This window comes from Mycobacterium lacus, assembly GCF_010731535.1.
GTDB lineage: Bacteria > Actinomycetota > Actinomycetes > Mycobacteriales > Mycobacteriaceae > Mycobacterium > Mycobacterium lacus.
In genome coordinates this window covers 4,731,493-4,752,702 of the sequence record NZ_AP022581.1, presented here as the reverse complement: position 1 = coordinate 4,752,702, position 21,210 = coordinate 4,731,493, and the positions used below count along the sequence as shown (strand labels likewise).

The window sequence follows — 21,210 nt, the reverse complement described above, 5'->3', positions numbered from 1 at the left end:
ACCTTAGAGCTTTCGCAATCTCCGCAAATTGGTGACGGTAGCGGTGAGTGCCCCTGCTCCAGCCGGGCTTCACGAGCCAGGTCACCCGGCCAGCCATACTAGTCGAGTGAGCTTGTGGTTCGGAACGCTGATCGCATTGATTTTGCTGATCGCACCGGGAGCCATCGTCGCGCGGATCGCGCAGCTGAGTTGGCCCATCGCGATCGCGGTGGGCCCGCCACTGACATACGGCGTCGTGGCCTTGGCGATCATCCCCTACGGCGCGCTTGGCATCCCCTGGAACGGTTGGACCGCGCTGGCCGCGCTGGCTATCGTTTGCGTAGTAGCAACGGGTTTGCAGCTGCTGCTCGGCCGCTTTCGCGACGCCGAGGCCGAAGCACGAACGGTCAGCGGCTGGCCGGCAGTCACCGTCGCGGCCGGGGTGGCACTGGGCGCCCTGCTCATCGGCTGGGCGGCCATCGCCGGCATCCCGCACTGGCAATCCATCCCCAGCACCTGGGACGCGGTCTGGCACGCCAACACGGTGCGCTTCATCCTCGACACCGGCCAGGCCTCGTCCACGCATATGGGCGAGCTTCGCAACGTCGAGACACACGCCGCCCTGTACTATCCCTCGGTATTCCACGGCCTGGTCGCGGTGTTCTGCCAACTGACCGGGGCCGCGCCCACCACTGGCTACACGCTGAGCTCGCTGGCGGCGGCGGTCTGGCTGTTCCCGGTCAGCGCGGCCGTTCTCACCTGGCGCGCGCTGCGCACCCACGCGGGGCCATATTGGTCGGCTCCCCCGCAAGCGGGAGGTGCCCGCACCTCAGCCTCGCCGTTCGGCTCGGCATTGCCGGCCTCCGCAGAATGGCGGACCGCCGGGGCGTCGGCCACCGCGGCGGCGCTGTCGGCCTCGTTCACCGCGGTGCCCTACGTCGAGTTCGACACCGCCGCGATGCCCAATCTGGTCGCCTACGGCATCGCGGCGCCGGCGATGCTGCTGATCGCCTCGACGTTGCAACACCGAGACCGCATCCCGATGGCCGTGCTCGCGTTGGTCGGGGTCTTTTCGGTGCACATCACCGGAGGGGTCGTCGTCGTGCTGCTGGTGGGAGCCTGGTGGGCTTTCGAGGCGCTGTGGCATCCCGTGCGAGGCCGGCTCGCCGACCTGTTGACGCTGGCCGGCGTCGCCGTGACGGCCGGGCTGATCCTGCTGCCACAGTTTCTCAGCGTCACCCAACAGGAAGACATCATCGCCGGACACTCCTTCCTCACCTACCTCAGCAAGAAGCGTGGCGTCTTCGACGCCGTGTTTCAGCACTCCCGACACCTCAATGACTTCCCGGTCCAGTACGCGCTGATCGTGCTGGCCGCCTTTGGCGGGTTCATCTTCCTGGTCACAAAGATCTGGTGGCCGCTGGCGGTTTGGCTGCTGCTCATCGTGGCGAACGTCGACGCCGGAACGCCGCTGGGCGGGCCCATCGGGGCGCTGGCCGGGACATTCGGCGAGTTCTTCTACAAAGATCCGCGCCGCATCGCCGCGGCCACGACGCTGCTGCTGGTGCCGATGGCGGGTGTGGGATTGTTCACGGCGGTCATGCTGGTGGTGGCCCTGGCCAAACGACTCCCGCACCGTTTCAGACCGGTGCCCGCACGCGCCGGTGATGATCGCCAGCGCGGCGAAGCCGGGCGTAGCGGGTCATCGCCATCGACCTGGGCCCCGATCACAGCGGCGCTGTTGGTGGCGGCCACCGTGGTGAGTGCATGGCACTACTTTCCACGGCACCGGTTCCTGTTCGGCGACAAATACGACTCGGTGATGGTCGACCAGAAAGACCTGGACGCCATGGCCTACCTGGCGAAACTGCCCGGGGCCCGCGACACCCTGATCGGAAACGGCAATACCGACGGCACCGCATGGATGTATGCGGTTGCCGGGCTGCACCCACTCTGGACGCACTACGACTACCCGGTACAGATGGGTCCGGGCTACCACCGCTTCATCTTCTGGGCCTATGCCCGCAACGGCACCGACGACCCGCGTGTTGTCGAGTCCGTGAAGGTCCTCAACATCCGCTACATCCTGACCAGCCTGCCGATCGTGCGGGGGTTCGTGGCCCCCGACGGACTAGTCTCGCTGGAGAAATCGAAGTCGTGGGCGAAGATCTACGACAATGGCGGGGCCCGGATCTACGAATGGCGCGGGAAATAGCGGGAAATAGCGAGAAATAGCGCAACGACGCGCCCCAAGACGGGGCCCACTCCTAGAAGGTGTGTAAGAGGATGGTGATTGGTTTGAGTACCGGCAACGACGATGACGACATCGAGGTCATCGGCGGCGTCGATCCCGGGCTGATAGCGGTACAGGACGAAGACTCCGATGAACGCTCCCTGACCGACCTGGTCGAGCAGCCCGCGAAGGTGATGCGAATCGGCACGATGATCAAGCAGCTGCTCGAGGAGGTGCGCGCCGCACCGCTCGACGAGGCCAGCCGCAACCGGCTGCGCGAGATCCACGCGACCAGCATCCGGGAGCTGGAGGACGGCCTGGCACCGGAACTTCGTGAGGAATTGGATCGGCTCACCCTGCCGTTCAACGAGGATGCCGCGCCGTCGGACGCCGAGCTGCGCATCGCCCAGGCCCAGCTGGTCGGCTGGCTCGAGGGGCTGTTCCATGGCATCCAGACCGCTCTGTTCGCGCAGCAGATGGCGGCCCGCGCGCAGCTGGAGCAGATGCGCCACGGCGCGCTACCGCCGGGACTGGGTAAAGCGAGCCAAGCCCATGGTCACGGCACCGGACAGTACCTGTAAACAGTGTCCGGCCCGCACATCGAGACGCGTGACGCGTGGGTGGAATTTCCCATCTTCGACGCCAAGTCACGTTCGCTGAAGAAGGCCTTCTTGGGCAAGGCGGGCGGCACGATCGGCCGGAACAATTCCAACGTGGTCGTCATCGAGGCACTGCGGGACATCACCATGTCGCTGGAGCTCGGCGACCGGGTTGGTCTCGTCGGGCACAACGGCGCCGGGAAATCGACTCTGCTGCGCCTACTTTCGGGCATCTACGAGCCGACCCGCGGCTGGGCGAAGGTCACCGGCCGGGTCGCGCCGGTGTTCGATCTGGGGATCGGCATGGACCCCGAGATCTCCGGCTACGAGAACATCATCATCCGCGGCTTGTTCCTGGGACAGACCCGCAAGCAGATGCTGACCAAGGTGGACGAGATCGCCGAGTTCACCGAGCTGGGCGACTACCTGTCGATGCCGCTGCGCACCTATTCCACCGGCATGCGGGTCCGGCTGGCGATGGGTGTGGTCACCAGCATCGACCCCGAGATCCTGCTACTCGACGAAGGCATCGGCGCCGTGGATGCCGACTTTCTGAAGAAGGCCCAGTCCCGGCTGCAGGGCTTGGTCGAGCGTTCCGGAATCCTCGTGTTCGCCAGCCATTCCAACGAATTTCTGGCCCGGTTGTGCAAGACCGCGATGTGGATCGACCACGGCGTCATCAGGCTCACCGGCGGCATCGAAGACGTGGTGCGCGCCTACGAGGGTGAGGACGCCGCCCGGCATGTGCGCGAAGTGCTGGAAGAGACGGCCGCTTCCAAGCCGCTCGCGCAACAAGCCTCGGGCGATGAGTGAATCCGTCGTCGCCGTCGTGGTCACCCACCGGCGACCCGACGAGCTGGCCAAGTCGCTCGACGCGCTGAGCACCCAAACCCGGCCACCCGACCACCTGATCCTGGTCGACAATGACGGCCCCGAGAACAGCCGGGCCCGCGATCTGGTCGCCGGCCAGCCGATTTCGACGACCTATTTGGCCTCTCGCCGAAACCTGGGCGGCGCGGGCGGTTTCGCGCTCGGCATGTTGCATGCGCTGGCACAGGGCGCCGACTGGATATGGCTGGCCGACGACGACGGGCGCCCGCAGGACACCCGGGTGCTGGCTACCCTGCTGGCCTGCGCCGAGAAGTACGGCCTGGCCGAAGTGTCACCGATGGTCTGCAACTCCGACGACCCGGAGCTACTGGCGTTTCCGTTGCGGCGCGGCCTGGTATGGCGCAGGCGCACAAGCGAATTGCGCACCGAGGAGGGGCAGGAACTGCTGCGCGGGATCGCGTCGCTGTTCAACGGCGCGCTGTTCCGGGCGTCCACCCTAGAAGCGATCGGCGTCCCCGACCTGCGGCTGTTCATCCGCGGCGACGAGGTGGAAATGCATCGCCGGCTGGTCCGCTCCGGCCTGCCGTTCGGAACCTGCCTGGCCGCGGTTTACCTGCATCCGTGCGGATCCGAGGAGTTCAAGCCGATCCTGGGCGGGCGGATGCACACCCAATACCCCGACGACCCGGCCAAGCGGTTCTTCACCTACCGCAACCGCGGCTACGTGTTGTCGCAACCGGGCCTGCGCAAGCTGCTGCCGCAGGAGTGGGTTAGGTTCGGCTGGTTCTTCCTGGTCACGCGCCGCGACCCGCGGGGCCTGTTGGAGTGGATTCGGTTGCGCCGCTTGGGGCGTCGCGAGAAGTTCGAGCGACCGGAAGGTTCGGCATGACGTTCATCGACGCCGCTGCTCAGTCGCGGACGTTTGCCCGCGCGCGCGGCGACCTGGTCGCCGGGTTCCGTCGCCACGAGCTGTGGATGCACCTGGGCTGGCAGGACATCAAGCAGCGATACCGCCGCTCGGTGTTGGGACCGTTCTGGATCACCATCGCGACCGGCACCACCGCCGTCGCGATGGGTGGCCTGTATTCGAAGCTGTTCCGCCTCGAGCTGTCGGTGCACCTGCCGTACGTCACGCTCGGGCTGATCGTCTGGAACCTGATCAACGCCGCCATCCTCGAGGGCGCCGACGTGTTCGTCGCCAACGAGGGACTGATCAAGCAGTTGCCGACACCTTTGAGCGTGCACGTCTATCGGCTGGTGTGGCGGCAGATGATCTTGTTCGCGCACAACATCGTCATTTTTCTCGTCATCGCCATCATCTTCCCCAAGCCGTGGTCGTGGGCCGACCTTTCGGTGATTCCCGCGCTGGGGCTGATCGTCCTCAATTGCATATGGGTGTCACTGTGTTTCGGCGTCCTGGCGACCCGCTACCGCGACATCGGTCCCCTGCTGTTTTCCGTCGTCCAGTTGCTGTTCTTCATGACGCCGATCATCTGGAACGACGACACACTGCGACAGCAGGGCGCCGGAGTGTGGTCGAAGATCATCGAACTCAACCCGCTGCTGCACTATCTCGATATCGTGCGGGCGCCCCTGCTGGGCGCGCACCAGGAGCTGCGGCACTGGGCGGTGGTTGTGGCGCTGACCGCCGTCGGGTGGGGGGTGGCCGCCTTCGTGATGCGGCGGTATCGCGCGCGGGTGCCCTACTGGGTCTGACCCGGCCAACGACATGGTCGAAACCCCGAACATGGTGTCCCGTATGACGATACGATCCGGCCGTGTCGGCGCTCGCTCATCGAGCGGGCGATTTCCGGGTCGTCGTGCGGTGCTGGGAGGTCTCCGATGTCGCATGTGATTGCGGTTCCGGAGGCGCTGAACACAGCGGCAAACGACGTTGTCGCAATTGGATCGACGATCAGCGCAGCGAACGCCGCTCCGGCTGCTCCGACGACGGGCGTGCTGGCCGCGGCCGCCGACGAGGTGTCGGCCCAAATCGCGGCGATATTCGGCGCTCATGGCCACAGATACCAGTAGGGCATCACCCTCAACGTCCGGGCGGTGATCGCCCTCAAGGTCGGCCACGACCCCGAGCGCATCATCGCCGCGGCCCAGCGATTCCTGTCCGAACAGGACCAGATGTCGGTGTTGACGGGCCGGATCTTCGCCGACCACTTGCGCTCCATCATCGGCTCGATGACCACCAAACAGATCATCCGGGAACGCCAGAAGCAGGCGACCGAGGTGCTCGACGGTTGCAAAGAGGAGATGGCCCGGATCGGCCTGAACGTCGACGCCCTGCAGATCCAGTCCATCGACGACGGTCTCGGCTACATCACCGCGATGTCGGCGCCTCACAACGCCGCCATTCAGCAACAAGCGCAGATCGCTCAGGCGCAGGCCGCCCAGGCTGGCCCGCTGGCCGAGGCGCCCTCCCAGCGCGAGGTGCTGGCGATGAGGACGGCGCCGCCGAGCTGCGCCAGCAGGAGCCGGTCGCCGACGTGGTCAAGCCGGCGGAGGCGGACGCCGAACGCGTCCGGACCTTGGCCGTCGCCGACGCGGAAAAGATGACGATCCAGGCCGAAGCGGCCGCGTCGCACAACAGGGTGGCGCTGAACAGGATGCTCATCGACCAATTGCCCGAAATCGTGGACAACGCGGCACGTGGGCTTTCCGGCGCAAACCTGACCGTACTCAACGGCGCGGAAGGCCTCACCCTGCTGGCCAGCGGATTGGTCTCGCAGGGCGTGGCATCTTCGAAGCGCTGCGCGGCGGGGTTGTCGACTATGCCGACGAGGACCCCGAGAATTCGGCGCAGCCACTCGCCGGACGCCCGAAAGCTGATGCCTGACAACCCGGCTCGACCTTTTCGCTCCGCAATGGGGATAGAATCGCCTGCCAACGGGGTATCCACCTCGACAACTGCCTGTAAACGCTTACCGGATATCGGGTGACGACTGCCCGCTAGTGGTGTAAAACTAAGCGCCACGAAGCTCATACACGGCAGACGCGTCAACGGGCAATCGGAAACCACCGCGAAAGGTCGGCGGAAGTGAGCGAGGAAGTCGAATCGACAGGGCTGGCGGATGCAGCGCGGGATCACCTCGCCGCGGAGCTCAACCGGCTGCGCCAACGCCACGACCGCCTGGAGGTCGAGGTCAAAAACGACCGCGGCATGGTTGGCGACCACGGAGACGCGGCCGAGGCGATACAGCGCGCCGACGAACTGGCCGTGCTCGCCGAGCGGATCAACGAGCTCGACCGGCGGTTGCGGGCCGGGCCGTCACGCGGGAACGGATTGGAAACGCTGCCCGGCGGTACCGAGGTGACCTTGCGGTTCCCCGACGGTGAAGTCGTCACGATGCACGTGATCTCCATCGTCGAAGAGACTCCGGTCGGCCGCGAGGCCGAGACGTTGACGGCCCGCAGCCCGCTGGGCCAGGCCCTGGCCGGACATCAACCCGGCGATACGGTGACCTACTCCACCCCGCAGGGGCAAAATCAGGTCGAGTTGATTGCGGTGAAGTTGCCCAGCTAATCGGCGGCTGATCCGGGCGCAGGGTGTCCTCGCTGAGACCTCGCAAGTCTCAGAAGCAGCCAGCGTGAAGCTGTTGCGACTTTCGGGCTCGATCTTCGCAGTGGCTGCACGTTCGGCGCTCAACCGGCCTGCCGGTGTGGTGTGATTGCTGAGGCGCCGGTGGACCGGGCGGGCTAGACCTCGGCCAATCCGCAATCCCGCGGGGCACTCGGCGGCCCCCGTTAGACTCCCCCAATGCTGCCCGCAGAGCCTGATGCCGCGCCCACCGACCAGCACCAGGGCCACCACCTGCACCTGACGACGCAGGTAATGCGCTTCGTCGTCACCGGCGGGCTGGCGGGGATCGTCGACTTCGGCCTGTACGTGACGCTCTACAAAGTGGTGGGCCTCCAGGTTGATTTCGCCAAAGCCGTCAGCTTCATCGTCGGCACCATCACCGCCTACCTGATCAACCGGCGATGGACGTTTCAGGCGGCGCCGAGCACCGCCCGGTTCGTCGCGGTCATGGTTCTCTACGGAATCACCTTCGCCGTGCAGGTCGGGCTCAACCATCTGTGCCTTGCACTGCTGCACTACCGGGGATGGGCGGTGCCCGTCGCCTTCGTGGTCGCCCAGGGCACGGCCACGGTGATCAATTTCGTCGTGCAGCGAGCCGTAATCTTCCGCATCCGCTGACCGTGGCCGGACGGGTACCCTCTTTGACGATGTTCAGCGCCGACCTTTCCACCACCCCGACCCGGCTGACCGGCTGGGGCCGCACGGCGCCGTCGGTGGCCGCCGTGCTGCGCACCCCCGATCCCGAGGTGATCGCGAAGGCGGTGGGGCGGGCGGCCGACTCCGCGGGCGGCCGGGGTGTGATAGCCCGCGGGCTGGGCCGGTCCTACGGGGACAACGCGCAAAATGGCGGCGGCCTGGTGATCGACATGACCCCGTTGTCGCGCATCCACTCTATCAGCGCCGACACCAAGCTGGCCGACGTCGACGCCGGGGTCAGCCTCGACCAGTTGATGAAGGCCGCGCTGCCGTTCGGGCTGTGGGTCCCGGTGCTGCCGGGAACCCGGCAAGTGACCATCGGCGGCGCGATCGCGTGCGACATCCACGGCAAGAACCATCACAGCGCGGGCAGCTTCGGGAACCACGTGCGCAGCATCGACCTGCTGACCGCCAGCGGCGAGATCCGCCGCCTCACCCCGTCCGGCGAGGACGCCGAACTGTTCTGGGCCACCGTCGGCGGCAACGGCCTCACCGGCATCATCCTGCGCGCCACCATCGAGATGACGCCCACCGAGACGGCGTACTTCATCGCCGACGGCGACATCACCGCCAGCTTGGATGAAACCATCGCGTTGCACAGCGACGGCAGCGAAGCCCGCTACACCTACTCCAGCGCCTGGTTCGACGCGATCAGCGCGCCCCCGAAATTGGGTCGGGCGGCGGTATCGCGGGGCTCGCTGGCCACCATCGACCAGCTGCCGGCGAAGCTGCGCCGCAATCCCTTGAAATTCGATGCCCCGCAACTACTTACGTTGCCCGACGTGTTCCCCAACGGGCTGGCCACCAAGTACACCTTCGGGCCGATCGGCGAACTCTGGTACCGCAAATCCGGCACCTACCGCGGCAAGGTCCAAAATTTGACGCAGTTCTACCACCCGCTGGACATGTTCGGCGAATGGAACCGCGCCTACGGCCCGGCGGGCTTTTTGCAGTACCAGTTCGTGATTCCCACCGAGGCCGTCGACGAGTTCAAGAAAATCATCCGCGACATCCAAGCCAGCGGCCACTACTCATTTCTCAACGTGTTCAAGCTGTTCGGCCCCGGCAACCGGGCGCCGCTGAGCTTTCCCATCCCGGGCTGGAACATCTGCGTCGACTTCCCGATCAAGGCGGGCCTGGGCGAATTCGTCGGCGAACTCGACCGGTGGGTACTGGAATTCGGCGGCCGGCTCTACACCGCCAAGGATTCCCGCACCACCGCGGAGACCTTTCACGCCATGTATCCGCGCATCGACGAGTGGATCGCCGTGCGCCGTAAGGTCGACCCGCTGCGGGTGTTCGCCTCCGACATGGCCCGACGTTTGGAGCTGCTTTAATGGTTCTTGATGCCGTAGGAAGCCCCCAGTCCGTGCTGCTGCTCGGTGGCACCTCCGAAATCGGGCTGGCCATCTGCGAGCGCTACCTGCGCAACGCCGCCGCCCGCATCGTGCTGGCCGCCATGGCCGACGACCCGGGCCGCGACGACGCGGTGGCCCAGATGAAGGCCGCGGGCGCGCGATCGGTGGAGCTGATCGACTTCGACGCCCTGGAAACGGAAACCCACCCCAAGGTGATCGACCAATGCTTCGCAAACGGCGACATCGACGTGGCGATCGTCGCCTTCGGTGTGCTCGGTGACGCCGAAGAACTGTGGCAGAACCAGCGCAAAGCCGTGCAGATCGCCGAAATCAATTACACTGCATCGGTTTCCGTGGGCGTGCTGCTGGGCGAGAAAATGCGCGCCCAGGGTTTCGGCCAGATCATTGCGATGAGCACCGTGGCCGGTGAGAGGGTGCGCCGGTCCAATTTCGTCTACGGATCCACCAAGGCCGGCCTGGACGGCTTCTACCTGGGCTTGTCAGAAGCGCTGCGTGAGTATGGCGTTCGGGTGCTGGTGATCCGGCCGGGTCAAGTGCGTACCCGGATGAGCGCGCACATCAAGGAAGCTCCGCTGACCGTCGACAAGGAGTACGTCGCCAACCTCGCGGTAACCGCGGCCGCAAAAGGTAAGGAATTGGTCTGGGCGCCACCAGCATTCCGGTACGTGATGATGGTGTTGCGTCACATCCCGCGGAGCATCTTCCGCAAGCTGCCCATCTGACCATGTTGAGCTGGGGGCACCGCCCGCTTGCGGGGGAACGCGAAAGCCCCCAATTCGGGACCGAATTGGGGGCTTTCGCGTTCGCTCGCGCCCTTGGCCAGATGGCCCTAGCGGTGGCGGTGGCCGTCCTGGTCGCCGTGATATCACTCAACGCGATCTCGCGCGTGGAGTGGCCCGCCTTCCCGTCGTCCAACCAGCTGCACGCGCTGACCACCGTCGGCCAGGTCGGTTGCCTGGCCGGGCTGGTCGCCGCCGGATGGGTGTGGCGGCTCGGCGGAAGGTTGCGGCCACTGGCTCGGCTGGGCGCGTTGGTGTTCGTGTCCGCGTTCACCGTCGTGACGTTGGGCATGCCGCTGGGAGCCACCAAGCTCTACCTGTTCGGCATCTCCGTCGACCAGCAGTTCCGCACCGAATACCTGACCCGGCTCACCGACAGCCCCGCCCTGCGCGACATGACCTACGTCGGACTGCCGCCGTTCTACCCGCCGGGCTGGTTCTGGATCGGCGGGCGCGTCGCGGCGCTAACCGGAACATCCGCTTGGGAGACCTACAAACCGTGGGCCGTCACCTCGATCACCATCGCGGTCGCGGTCGCGCTGGTGCTGTGGTGGCGGATGATCCGCTTCGAGCAGGCGCTGATCGTCACCACAGCCACCGCCGCGGTCACGCTTGCCTACGGCTCACCCGAGCCCTACGCCGCGATGATCACGGTGCTGCTGCCGCCGGTGCTGGTCCTGACGTGGTCGGGCTTGCGCGCCGACGGCGGTCAAGGCTGGGCCGCGGTCTTCGGCGCTGGCCTCTTCCTCGGCTTCGCGGCCACCTGGTACACGCTGCTGGTGGCCTACAGCGCGTTCACGGTCACGCTGATGGCACTGCTCTTGGCCGCGTCGCGCTGGCGGCACGGCACGAAGGCCGCCCTGGACCCGCTGCAGCGACTGGGCGTCATCGCCGTCATCGCGGCGGCCATCGGATCCACCACCTGGCTGCCCTACCTGTTGCGGGCGGCCCATGACCCGGTCAGCGACACCGGGAGCGCGCAGCACTACCTGCCCGCCGACGGCGCCGTATTGACCTTCCCCATGCTGCGGTTCTCGCTGCTGGGCGTGATCTGCATGCTCGGCACCCTGTGGCTGGTCGTCAGGGCGCGATCGTCGGTCCGGGCCGGCGCGTTGGGCATCGGCGTGCTGGCCGTCTACCTGTGGTCCCTGCTATCGATGCTGACCACCCTGGCGCGCACCACGCTGCTGTCGTTCCGGCTGCAGCCGACGCTGTCGGTGTTGCTGGTGGCCGCCGGGGCCTTCGGCTTCGTCGAGGCGACGCAGGCGCTGTCCAACCGCAGCCGCGCCGTCATCCCGGTGGCCGTTGCGATCGGGCTGGCCGGGGCGATCGCGTTCAGCCAGGACATCCCCGACGTGCTGCGACCTGATGTCACCATCGCCTACACCGACACCGACGGCCACGGCCAGCGCGGCGACCGGCGACCGCCCGGCTCGGAGAAGTATTACCCGGCGATCGACGCCGCGATCCAGCGCGTCACCGGCAAGCCGCGGGATCAGACCGTGGTGCTGACCGCCGACTACAGCTTCCTGTCGTACTACCCCTATTGGGGCTTTCAGGGGTTGACGTCGCACTACGCCAACCCGCTGGCGCAGTTCGACAAGCGCGCCGCCCACATCGAAAGCTGGTCGAAGCTCAACACGGCCGGCGAGCTCGTCCGCGCGCTGGACACGCTGCCCTGGCCCCCGCCGACGGTCTTCCTGATGCGCCACGGCGCCGGCAACACCTATACCCTGCGGCTGGCCGAGGATGTGTATCCCAACCAGCCCAATGTCCGCCGCTACACCGTGGACTTCAAGGCCGCCCTGTTCGCTGACCCGCGTTTCTCGGTCGACACCATTGGCCCATTCGTCCTGGCCATCCGCAAGCCGGTGGCGAGCGGCTGATGGCAACCGAGACCCCGCCGAAAGCGGCCCAACAGCTAGCCCAATTGCCCTGCTCTCCCCCGCAAGCGGGTGGGGGCACCTCCCGTTTGCGGGGGAGAGCCCCCACCTCACGCCGCTCCGCGGCGCGCATCGTCGCGGAGCTAGCATCTACCTCCGTGAGCGACGCGGGAGCAAACTACCGGATCGCTCGGTTCGTCGCCGTCTTCGCCGGCCTGCTCGGGGCCGTCCTGGCGATCGCCACCCCGCTGCTGCCGGTCAACCAGACCACCGCCCAACTGAACTGGCCCCAGAACGGCACCTTCAACAGCGTCGAAGCGCCGCTGATCGGCTACGTGGCCACCGAACTGAACATCACCGTCCCGTGCCAAGCCGCCGCCGGCCTCGCCGGCGCGCAAAACACGCTGTTGTCCACGGTGCCCAAGCAGGCCCCGAAGGCCGTCGATCGTGGCCTGCTCGTCCAGCGCACCAACGACGACCTGGTGCTGATAGTGCGCAATGTCCCGGTGGTCAGCGCGCCGCTGAGTGAGGTGCTTGGCCCCGCCTGCCGGCGGTTGACCTTTACCGCGCGCGCCGACAGGGTCACCGCCGAATTCGTCGGGCTCACACAGGGACCCAACGCCGAGCATCCCGGCGCACCGCTGCGCGGGGAGAAAAGCGGCTACGACTTCCGGCCCCAAATCGTCGGCGTGTTCACCGATCTGACTGGGCCGGCGCCGGCGGGGCTGAACTTCTCGGCGACCGTCGACACCCGCTACAGCAGCTCCCCGACGCCGCTGAAAATGCTCGCGATGGTCCTCGGGGTGGTACTGACCGGCGCCGCCCTGCTCGCGCTGCACGTCCTGGACACCGCCGACGGCACCCGGCACCGACGCTTCCTGCCCCCGCGCTGGTGGTCGATCGGCGGCCTGGACGCCCTGGTCATCACCGTGCTGACGTGGTGGCATTTCGTCGGGGCCAACACCTCCGACGACGGGTACATCCTGACGATGGCCCGGGTGTCGGAGCACGCCGGGTACATGGCGAATTACTACCGCTGGTTGGGCACCCCCGAGGCGCCGTTCGGCTGGTACTACGACCTGCTCGCGCTGTGGGCGCATGTCAGCACCACCAGTGTGTGGATGCGGCTGCCGACCCTGGCGATGGCGCTGACCTGCTGGTGGGTGATCAGTCGCGAAGTCATCCCCCGGCTCGGGCACGCGGTCAAACGCAGCCGGGCCGCGGCGTGGACGGCGGCGGGAATGTTCCTGGCGGTCTGGCTGCCGCTCGACAATGGCCTGCGGCCCGAGCCCATCATCGCCCTGGGCATCCTGCTGACCTGGTGTTCGGTCGAGCGCGCGGTGGCCACCAATCGGCTGTTGCCGGTGGCGGTCGCCTGCATCGTCGGCGCACTGACGCTGTTCTCCGGGCCGACCGGCATCGCGTCCATCGGCGCGCTGCTGGTTGCGATCGGGCCGCTGCGAACCATCGTCCACCGCCGGTCCAAACAGTTTGGCGCGTTGCCGCTGCTGGCCCCCATCCTGGCCGCGACCACCGTCACGGCGATCCTGATCTTCCGCGACCAGACCGTGGCCGGCGAGATGCAGGCGACCGCCCTCAAGCGCGCGCTCGGGCCCAGCCTGAGCTGGTTTGACGAGCACATCCGCTACGAACGGCTGTTCATGGCCAGCCCCGACGGATCCGTGGCCCGCCGCTTCGCGGTGCTCGCGTTGGTCCTCGCGCTGGCGATATCGGTGGCAATGTCGTTGCGCAAGGGCCGAATTCCGGGCACGGCCGCCGGACCCAGCCGCCGCATCATCGGCATCACCGTCATCTCGTTCCTGGCGATGATGTTCACTCCCACCAAGTGGACACACCACTTCGGGGTGTTCGCGGGGCTGGCGGGATCGCTGGGGGCGCTGGCCGCGGTCGCGGTGACGAGCGCGGCAATGCGGTCCCGCCGCAACCGCACGGTGTTCGCCGCGGCGGTGGTGTTTTTGGTGGCGCTGTCATTCGCCAGCGTCAACGGCTGGTGGTATGTGTCCAACTTCGGTGTGCCGTGGTCGAATTCGTTCCCCGAATGGCGGTATGGCTTTGCGACCATGCTGCTCGGTCTGACGGTGCTGGTCCTGCTACTGGCCGCGTGGTTCCACTTCGTCGCCACCGATAACGGCCCACCCACCACCCGCTATGGGGCACGGCTGGCCGGAATCGTCGAGTCCCCGTTGGCGATTGCGACGTGGTTGCTGGTGCTTTTCGAGGTGGCATCGCTGACCCTCGGGATGACCGCTCAGTACCCGGCGTGGTCGGTGGGCCGGTCCAACCTACAGGCGTTGACCGGTCTGTGGAGCGGCTCGGCCTGCGGCTTGGCCGAGGATGTGCTGGTCGAGCAGGACCCCAACGCCGGCATGCTGACCCCCGCGACCGCCCCGGTGGCCGACGCGCTGGGCGCCGGCCTATCGGAAGCCTTTACACCCAATGGCATCCCCGCTGACGTGCGTGCCGACCCGGTGATGGAACGCCCGGGCGACCGCAGTTTCATCAGCGACGACGGGCTGATCACCGGCAGCGAACCCGGCACCGAGGGCGGCACCAACCCGGCACCCGGAATCAACGGCTCGGTCGCGCGACTTCCCTATAACTTGGATCCGGCCCGCACGCCGGTGCTGGGCAGCTGGCGGTCGGGCATCCAGGTACCCGCCATGCTGCGGTCGGCGTGGTACCGGCTGCCGCCCGCGGATCGGCGGGGCAGGGCGCCGCTGCTGGTGGTCACCGCGGCCGGCCGCTTCGACCCCCGCGAGGTCCAGGTGCAATGGGCCACCGATGAGGGAGCCGCCACGGGACACCCGGGCGGTTCATTGGGATTCGCCGACGTCGGCGCGGCGCCCGCCTGGCGCAACCTGCGCGCGCCGCTGTCCGCGATCCCGAGCACCGCCACCCGGGTTCGCCTAGTCGCCGACGACAACGACCTGGCGCCGCAGCACTGGATCGCACTCACACCACCGCGAATTCCGCAGGTGCAGACGCTTCAGGATGTGGTGGGCTCAACCGACCCGGTCTTCCTCGACTGGCTGGTGGGCCTGGCCTTCCCGTGCCAGCGACCGTTCGGCCATCAAAACGGCGTCGACGAAGCGCCGAAATGGCGCATCCTGCCGGATCGGTTCGGCGCCGAGGCCAACTCCCCGGTGATGGACAACAATGGTGGCGGCCCGCTGGGCGTCACCGAGCTCCTGATGCACACGACCACGGTGGCCAGCTACCTGAAGGACGATTGGTTCCGGGACTGGGGCGCGTTGCAGCGGTTGACGCCCTACTACCCCGACGCCCAGCCCGCGCACCTGCAGCTGGGAACCGTCACGCGCGGCGGTCTGTGGAACCCCGCACCGCTGCGCCGGGGTTAGCCTTAGCGGGAAACGTCGCGAACACGCCGTGATCAACCGTTCCGACGAATCCTCTACGTTTTGGGCTCTCAATCCGGTAGCTTGTGGCGGCATTCGGGCGCGCCAATGAGGGAGGCGATGGATGAGCGAGGCGGCGCAATCGGTTCACGGTTGTCAAGGCGCCACGAGCATCGACGCCATTCTGGGCGAAGCGCGAGTTCTCGTCCAACCGAGACTGCACGCCGTCGTGGAAACCCTTCCCGCTGAACTACTGCGGGTGGCCGATTTTCATGTGGGATGGTGGGGGATCGACGGTGGCAAAGATTCGCGAGGAGGCGGCAAAGCGCTGCGACCGGCCCTGACATCTGCATGTGCGCGCGGCGGGCGGTTCGGTGCGGCCGGCAATTCCAGCCGCGGCCGCTGTGGAGCTGGTGCACAACTTTTCGCTGCTGCACGACGACATCATGGACGGCGACCAACACGGCGACACCGTTTCACGGCGTGGGCGGCGTTCGGGGTGCCGAAGGCGTTGTTAACCGGTGACGCACTTTTCGTGCTGGCGGTGGATCTGGTAAGTAGTGGCGCGGCCGGAGAGGCCCTTAGGAGTGCCCTGCTGGAGATGTGCGCCGGCCAGTCCGAGGACCTGGCTTTTGAAGATCGGGCCGAGGCGGGGCGGTGGAGTTGCAGGCGTTGGCCCAATTAGTCGCGGCGCGGGTGTCGTGATGGGCGCAGGTCCGGTCCCGCCCGACGAGCGCGTGGTTCTGCTCGACGAATGCGGCGGCGCGATAGGTGCGGCTGACAAGGCCACCGTGCATACCTCTGAAACCCCGCTGCACCTCGCGTTCTCCACCTACGTCTTCGATCGCGAAGATCGACTGTTGATCACCCGGCGAGCCGCTACGAAACGGACCTGGCCGGGGGTGTGGACCAACAGCTGTTGCGGGCATCCACAGCCCGGCGAATCGTTGCCGAACGCCATCCGCCGGCGGCTCGCCGTTGAACTCGGGCTGATCGCCGACGTGGTCGACCTGATCTTGCCCGGTTTCCGCTACCGGGCAACGATGGCCGACGGCACGGTGGAAAACGAGATGTGCCCGGTGTACCGAGTCCGGGGTGGCAGGCGGATCCGACCGAACTCAGACGAAGTCGACGCCGTGCGCTGGATGCCCTGGGAACAGTTCGTTCGTGACGTCGCCGCCGGGACAATCACGCCGGTATCCCCTTGGTGTCGCGCACAATTGAGCCTTCTGACCGAGATGGGGCCGCGTCCGGCTGACTGGCCGGTGGCCGACGATTCCCGACTGCCCGTGGCCGCGCGCTCCGCCGAATAGCGCTACGGGTCCACTTTGCTCGCCGGGCGGTGCGACCTTCCCAGCGTGCGCACGCGTTGTCCGAAGTCCGCGAGCGCCTGCTCGAAGCATTCGCGGGTGAAGTCGGGCCACAGTTCATCCAGGAACAGCAGCTCGGAGTACGCCGACTGCCAGAGAAAGCCGTTGGACAGTGGCGCGTGTGACTAGGAGTAGGGCCAACTTGGCTCGCTCGTGCTGCAATGTTAAGAAAGTGTTTCTACTGAAAACTATTTCAGTGTCAGATTGTTGCACTAAGCTGCTTTGTCTCAGCGAGATTTTTTTCTCCGCGCCGTGGGCTTGTCCGGGCCGTGACATGAGCACGCGGTGACGCGCCCTGCTGTGGCCCTCGCGCTCGCTGCGGCCGGGATAACCGCGTATTCGCGCAGCTAGCGACCGTGTGACCGGGCAGCGATAGGAATCGTTGATCACCCGTCGCATTGCGGCGTCGCCGGTTCGGATGGGCGGCCGAGCTTGCCTGATCAACCGGTTGCGGCGGACGCGGTCGCGGGAGCGCAAGCTCTAGCCTCCCAGCAAGCGACGGTGCTGAAAAGCCATTGAGTCCGAACTACGTGGAGGCAAGCCCACATGTCACACGCGAACCTTGTCCCGACCAGCTGAGGATCCGGCGGTCGATCAACCAATGCTGATGATGGATTTCGGGGGCTTGCCCCCTGAGGTCAACTCCGGTCGCATGTATACCGGTCCAGGCTCGGGACCGATGATGGCTGCCGCGTCGGCCTGGGACGACCTGGCTTCCGAGCTGACCTGTGCGGCGGCCGGAATCGATTCGGTGATCTCGGAGCTGACCAGCTCGCCATGGGTCGGGCCCGCGTCGGCCGCTATGGCGGCCGCGGCACAGCCCTATGTGGCCTGGTTGAGTGCTACCGCCGCGCAGGCCGAAGCGGCAGGCGTGCAGGCCCGAGCCGCCGCCGCGGCCTATCAGACCGCTTTTGCAATGACGCTGCCTCCACCGGTGATCGCGGCCAACCGGGCCTTGTTGACCGTGCTCATCGCGACCAACCTCTTCGGCCAGAATGCACCGGCAATCGCGACCACCGAGGCGCAGTACGCCGAGATGTGGGCCCAGGACGCCGCCGCCATGTACGACTACGCCAGCTCCTCGGCGATCGCCTCGAGGTTCACCCCGTTCACGCCGCCGCCATCCATCACCAGCCCGGGCGCGGGCGCGGTGCCTCAATTGCCGCAGCAACTCTCGAATCGGTCGTTTCCGTGGTTCTCCGCGATCATCGCGTGGCTGGAGGCGGAATTGGCCGGCCTGTCGCCGGCCGACGAGCTCGCCTTGGCCGGTCTCATTACGACCGCTGAAGGATTCGTTTACGACGGCGGCGGCTTTACCTTGAACATCTTGCAGATAGCGCAGTTGCTGATCGCCGGGCGGGGCGGAGCAACGACGGCCGCTGCGAGCGCGCTGGCGGGCCCGGGCACGGCAGGTCTCGGCCCGGGCTTGGCGCGCGCGGGCGGCCCAGGCGTGTCGGCACTTTTGGGCCGGGCCGAGCTGATCGGGCGGATGTCGGTGCCGTCGAGTTGGGCGTCATCGCCCTCGATGCCAAGCGTCGATACTGCACAGATGCCGGGCGCCGGCGTGCACCCCGGCCCGCCAGGCGGAACGGCGAGCCTGCTCCGGGGTATGCCAACGAGGAGGCCTGGGCGCACCGCAAGCTTTGCTCAGCGCCGGAATGGGTTCCGCCCCACCGTGATGCCACGCCCGGTGGCCGCCGGATAGCGCCCGACGCGCCCGACGAAGAGATAAGGGGTTCATAGCCAATGGATTTCGGAGCATTGCCGCCGGAGGTCAACTCCGCGCGCATGTATGCCGGTCCGGGTTCGGCACCGATGGTGGCCGCCGCGTCGGCCTGGAATGCGCTGGCCGCGGAGTTGAGCTCGGCTGCCACCGATTATGGCGCCGTGGTCAGCATGCTCAGCAGCGAGGAGTGGCTCGGTCCCGCCTCGACATCGATGGCCGAGGCGGTGGCCCCGTACGTGGCCTGGATGCGCGCGACGGCTGCCCAAGCCCAGCAGGCGGCGAGCCAGGCCGCCGCTGCGGCCGCGGCTTATGAGACCGCGTTTGCCTCGGTCGTGCCCCCACCGCTGATCGCGGCCAACCGTGCCCGGTTGGCATCGTTGGTTTCGACCAACGTCTTGGGCTTGAACGCCGCCGCTATCGCCACCACCGAAGCCCAATACGGCGAAATGTGGGCCCAGGACGCCCTGGCGATGTACACCTATGCCGTCTCGTCGGCCACCGCTTCTTCCGTCAAACCGTTTGCGGCGCCGCCACCGACCACCAACCCGGCGGCGCCGGCGCTGCAGGGCGCCGCCGTCGGCCAGGCCACGGGCACCGCGGCCGGTGCGGCCCTGTCCACCTTGTCACAACTGCTGTCTGAGCTGCCCAGCGCGCTGCAAGGCCTCTCCTCGCCCATTTCGGCCCTCTTCGCTTTCGCTGGACCGTCCGCGACCCCGGGATGGGCGCAGTGGCTGATCGACTGGCTCATACCTGTGTCACAGCTGATCTACAACACCACTGGGTTGCCCTATTTCGGCATCGGCATTGCCAACAGCCTTGTGACATCGGCCAAGGCGATGGGAATGATCGGCCCCGAAGCCGCCGAAGCTGCCGTCGGGGCCGCGCCGGCGGCCGCCGCCGCAGCAAGCGTGGGAGGCCCGCTTGGCGGCGGTGGGCCGATAGCGGCGGGGTTGGGCGGCGCGGCCTCCATCGGCAAGCTGTCGGTGCCGCCGGCCTGGGCAGGGACAGGCCCGGGGCCATCCGCTGTCCACGCGCCCCTGCAGCGGGTCAGCCAGGTGGTCGAGCCTCCTGACGTCGGGTCGACCGGAAACCTGTTGGGTGGCTTGCCGCTGGCCGGTGCAGGCGCGAACGTGGCGGGTGCCGGGCCCCGATATGGGTTTCGTCCCACGGTGATGGCTCGCCCGCCTTTTGCGGGATAGCGTGATGGCGGCTTGCACCCGTTTGATGAGGACGTCGCACATGTCGCACGAAGTGTTCGCGGCCGACGCTGTTGAGGTCGCCCCGCACCTGCGTCGTGGTCTTGCCAACCGTCATATTCAGTTGATCGCGATCGGGGGTGCCATCGGCACCGGCTTGTTCATGGGTTCGGGGCGAACGATCTCTCACGCCGGTCCGGCGGTGCTGCTGGTGTACGCGATCATCGGGTTCTTCGTCTTTTTCGTGCTGCGCGCGATGGGTGAGCTGCTGCTGTCGAACCTGAACTACAAGTCGTTCGTCGATTTCGCGACCGACCTGCTGGGGCCCGCGGCGGGTTTCTTCCTGGGGTGGTCGTACTGGTTCGCCTGGGTGGTCACCGGCATCGCGGACCTCGTCGCGATCACGGGCTACACGCACTACTGGTGGCCCGACTTGCCGGCGTGGCTGCCGGTCCTGGTCACCGTCGGTGTGTTCCTGACGTTCAACCTGGTCGGCGTCCGCAACTTCGGGGAGATCGAGTTCTGGTTCGCGTTGATCAAGATCGTTGCAATCCTTGGCCTGGTCGTCGTTGGGATGATCCTGGTGTCGACCCATTTCGTGTCCGCACACGGCGACCGCGCCACGATCGAGAACCTCTGGAACGACGGCGGGTTCTTCGCGACCGGGTTCATGGGCCTGGTGAGCGGATTCCAGATCGCGTTCTTCGCCTACATCGGCGTGGAACTCCTCGGCACCGCCGCGGCCGAGACAGCCGACCCGCGCCGCACCCTGCCCCGGGCGATCAATGCCGTCCCGGTGCGGGTGGCGATCTTCTACATCGGGGCGCTGCTGGCCATCCTGACCGTGGTCCCGTGGCGGCGGATCGCCAGCGGTCAGTCGCCGTTCGTGACGATGTTCTCGTTGGCGGGGCTTGCCGCTGCGGCGTCGGTCATCAACTTCGTCGTCGTCACCGCAGCCGCGTCCTCAGCGAATTCCGGGGTCTTCTCCACCGGACGGATGCTGTTCGGCCTGGCCGACGAGGGCAACGCCCCGGCGCTGTTTCGCCGACTCAACCGCGGCGGCGTGCCGGCCCCCGCGCTGCTCGTCACGGCGCCGCTACTGCTGACCGCCATCCCGCTGCTGTACGCCGGCGGCTCGGTGATCGGCGCCTTTACCCTCGTGACCACCTTTTCGGCATTGTTGTTCATGTTCGTATGGGCGATGATCGTCGTCAGCTACCTGGTCTACCGTCGGCGACACCCCCAACGCCACGCCGACTCGACCTACCAGATGCCCGGTGGCATGCCAATGTGCTGGGCCGTCCTGGCTTTCTTCGGATTCGTGATCTGGACGCTGACCACCGAAACCGAGACCGCGATCGCCTTGACTTGGTTTCCCCTGTGGTTTGCGGTCCTCGCGGCCGGTTGGCTGATCGTTCGCCGCCGGCCCGGCCGCGCCGAGCAGTACCGCCTGTTCCAGGCCGAGATGAACGAGAAGACGTAAATGCCCCCGCACGCCCGGCGTGTCGCGGGCTTTCGCGTCTTCTCGGCATAGTCGCCGCGGCCCCGCATCCTCAAAGCACTCAGCGGC

19 protein-coding genes and 1 pseudogene are annotated in these 21,210 nt (G+C 67.0%); 19 read left to right on the top strand and 1 reads right to left on the bottom strand.

Annotated features, from left to right (window positions below):
* Positions 1 to 106 precede the first annotated feature (106 nt).
* From G6N24_RS21890 to idi, 16 genes and pseudogenes are all read left to right on the top strand, one after another.
* Positions 107 to 2,194, top strand: a complete 2,088-nt coding sequence (locus tag G6N24_RS21890) for a DUF6541 family protein (protein ID WP_085162451.1) — start codon at positions 107 to 109, stop codon at positions 2,192 to 2,194.
* A gap of 59 nt (positions 2,195 to 2,253) precedes the next feature.
* Positions 2,254 to 2,793, top strand: coding sequence for a bacterial proteasome activator family protein (locus G6N24_RS21885; RefSeq protein WP_139822573.1), 540 nt, complete (start codon positions 2,254 to 2,256; stop codon positions 2,791 to 2,793).
* A gap of 3 nt (positions 2,794 to 2,796) precedes the next feature.
* Positions 2,797 to 3,624, top strand: a complete 828-nt coding sequence (gene wzt / locus G6N24_RS21880; RefSeq protein ID WP_085162450.1) for a galactan export ABC transporter ATP-binding subunit Wzt/RfbE — start codon at positions 2,797 to 2,799, stop codon at positions 3,622 to 3,624.
* Positions 3,617 to 4,531 carry a galactofuranosyltransferase GlfT1 gene (glfT1, locus tag G6N24_RS21875; protein WP_085162449.1) on the top strand — a complete coding sequence of 305 codons (915 nt, stop codon included), beginning with the start codon at positions 3,617 to 3,619 and terminating at the stop codon, positions 4,529 to 4,531. The genes wzt and glfT1 overlap by 8 nt, the downstream gene beginning before the upstream one ends.
* Complete coding sequence (wzm, locus tag G6N24_RS21870) at positions 4,528 to 5,358, top strand: galactan export ABC transporter permease subunit Wzm/RfbD (protein WP_085162448.1); 831 nt, start codon at positions 4,528 to 4,530, stop codon at positions 5,356 to 5,358. The genes glfT1 and wzm overlap by 4 nt, the downstream gene beginning before the upstream one ends.
* A 126-nt stretch (positions 5,359 to 5,484) precedes the next feature.
* A pseudogene (locus G6N24_RS23950) lies at positions 5,485 to 5,673 on the top strand (PE family protein); the annotation flags it as partial.
* A 27-nt stretch (positions 5,674 to 5,700) separates the two neighbouring features.
* The gene (locus G6N24_RS25985; protein WP_232070638.1) at positions 5,701 to 6,210 is read left to right on the top strand and encodes a flotillin family protein; all 510 of its coding nucleotides are present in this window, start codon (positions 5,701 to 5,703) and stop codon (positions 6,208 to 6,210) included.
* Complete coding sequence (locus G6N24_RS25980) at positions 6,183 to 6,593, top strand: hypothetical protein (protein WP_232070637.1); 411 nt, start codon at positions 6,183 to 6,185, stop codon at positions 6,591 to 6,593. Before G6N24_RS25985 ends, G6N24_RS25980 begins: the two co-directional genes overlap by 28 nt.
* Positions 6,594 to 6,691: 98 nt before the next feature.
* Positions 6,692 to 7,177, top strand: a complete 486-nt coding sequence (locus G6N24_RS21855) for a GreA/GreB family elongation factor (protein WP_085162447.1) — start codon at positions 6,692 to 6,694, stop codon at positions 7,175 to 7,177.
* A gap of 309 nt (positions 7,178 to 7,486) precedes the next feature.
* Positions 7,487 to 7,852 (top strand): GtrA family protein, encoded by a 366-nt coding sequence (locus tag G6N24_RS21850; protein ID WP_139822575.1) that lies wholly within the window; start codon positions 7,487 to 7,489, stop codon positions 7,850 to 7,852.
* A gap of 29 nt (positions 7,853 to 7,881) precedes the next feature.
* On the top strand, positions 7,882 to 9,267 hold the full coding sequence (locus tag G6N24_RS21845; RefSeq protein WP_085162445.1) for an FAD-binding oxidoreductase: 1,386 nt from the start codon (positions 7,882 to 7,884) through the stop codon (positions 9,265 to 9,267).
* The gene (locus tag G6N24_RS21840; RefSeq protein ID WP_085162444.1) at positions 9,267 to 10,031 is read left to right on the top strand and encodes a decaprenylphospho-beta-D-erythro-pentofuranosid-2-ulose 2-reductase; all 765 of its coding nucleotides are present in this window, start codon (positions 9,267 to 9,269) and stop codon (positions 10,029 to 10,031) included. Before G6N24_RS21845 ends, G6N24_RS21840 begins: the two co-directional genes overlap by 1 nt.
* Positions 10,032 to 10,033: 2 nt before the next feature.
* On the top strand, positions 10,034 to 11,974 hold the full coding sequence (locus G6N24_RS21835) for a galactan 5-O-arabinofuranosyltransferase (RefSeq protein WP_085162443.1): 1,941 nt from the start codon (positions 10,034 to 10,036) through the stop codon (positions 11,972 to 11,974).
* A 155-nt stretch (positions 11,975 to 12,129) separates the two neighbouring features.
* A complete protein-coding gene (locus G6N24_RS21830) occupies positions 12,130 to 15,351 on the top strand; it encodes an arabinosyltransferase domain-containing protein (protein WP_372514528.1) in 3,222 nt (1,073 codons plus the stop codon).
* Between the two features lie 121 nt (positions 15,352 to 15,472).
* Positions 15,473 to 16,033, top strand: coding sequence for a polyprenyl synthetase family protein (locus G6N24_RS26140; RefSeq protein WP_179963452.1), 561 nt, complete (start codon positions 15,473 to 15,475; stop codon positions 16,031 to 16,033).
* A 19-nt stretch (positions 16,034 to 16,052) separates the two neighbouring features.
* Entirely contained in the window at positions 16,053 to 16,661 is a 609-nt protein-coding gene (gene idi / locus G6N24_RS21820; protein WP_085162441.1) for an isopentenyl-diphosphate Delta-isomerase, read from the top strand.
* A gap of 2 nt (positions 16,662 to 16,663) precedes the next feature.
* Here idi and G6N24_RS21815 read toward each other — a convergent pair whose 3' ends face one another.
* Entirely contained in the window at positions 16,664 to 16,774 is a 111-nt protein-coding gene (locus tag G6N24_RS21815) for a hypothetical protein (protein ID WP_407938716.1), read from the bottom strand.
* 554 nt (positions 16,775 to 17,328) lie between these two features.
* Here G6N24_RS21815 and G6N24_RS21810 point away from each other — a divergent pair.
* From G6N24_RS21810 to G6N24_RS21800, 3 genes are read left to right on the top strand one after another with little or no spacing between them, the layout of a single operon-like run.
* Positions 17,329 to 18,423: a PPE family protein gene (locus G6N24_RS21810; protein WP_085162470.1), complete on the top strand. Its 1,095-nt coding sequence runs from the start codon at positions 17,329 to 17,331 to the stop codon at positions 18,421 to 18,423.
* Positions 18,424 to 18,464: 41 nt separating this feature from the next.
* The gene (locus tag G6N24_RS21805; RefSeq protein WP_085162440.1) at positions 18,465 to 19,643 is read left to right on the top strand and encodes a PPE family protein; all 1,179 of its coding nucleotides are present in this window, start codon (positions 18,465 to 18,467) and stop codon (positions 19,641 to 19,643) included.
* A gap of 40 nt (positions 19,644 to 19,683) precedes the next feature.
* The gene (locus G6N24_RS21800; RefSeq protein WP_085162439.1) at positions 19,684 to 21,123 is read left to right on the top strand and encodes an amino acid permease; all 1,440 of its coding nucleotides are present in this window, start codon (positions 19,684 to 19,686) and stop codon (positions 21,121 to 21,123) included.
* Positions 21,124 to 21,210 lie beyond the last annotated feature (87 nt).